General features: G+C 67.2%; 1 protein-coding gene. It reads right to left on the bottom strand.

Annotation, left to right across the window (positions count from 1 at the left end):
* Positions 1 to 18 precede the first annotated feature (18 nt).
* On the bottom strand, positions 19 to 476 hold a 458-nt coding region (locus G3I71_RS47040), incomplete at its 5' end, for an MMPL family transporter (RefSeq protein ID WP_164325079.1).

The following is a 476-nucleotide window of genomic DNA, read 5'->3' as shown; positions in this document are numbered from 1 at the left end:
ACGGTCAGGCGCCGACGGTCAGGCGTTGACCAGTTCGCGGTCCTTGTCCGGGCCCTCCGAGGAGTCGCCGAGGTGCTTGCGCAGGCTCTCGCCCTCCACGTCCACGTTCGGCAGGAGCCGGTCGAGCCACTTCGGCAGCCACCAGGCCTTGTGGCCGAGCAGCGCCAGTACCGCCGGGACGATGGCCATGCGGACCACGAAGGCGTCGAAGAGGACGGCGATGGCCAGGCCGAAGCCGATCATCTTGACCATCTGGTCGCTGGCTCCGAGGAAGCCGGCGAACACCGCGATCATGATGACGGCGGCGGCCACGACCACGCGGGCGCTGTACCGGAAGCCGGTGACGACGGCTTGGCCCGGGCGTTCGCCGTGGACGTACGCCTCCCGCATGCGGGTGACCAGTAATACCTCGTAGTCCATGCCCAGGCCAAAAACCACGCCCACCATGAACTTCCGCATCAGCGACATCATCGGAT

Origin of the sequence: Streptomyces sp. SID12501 (assembly GCF_010550245.1) — a bacterium.
Lineage (GTDB): Bacteria > Actinomycetota > Actinomycetes > Streptomycetales > Streptomycetaceae > Streptomyces.
Note: the sequence above shows the minus strand (reverse complement) of the source record. Positions and strands in the feature narration are given on the sequence as shown.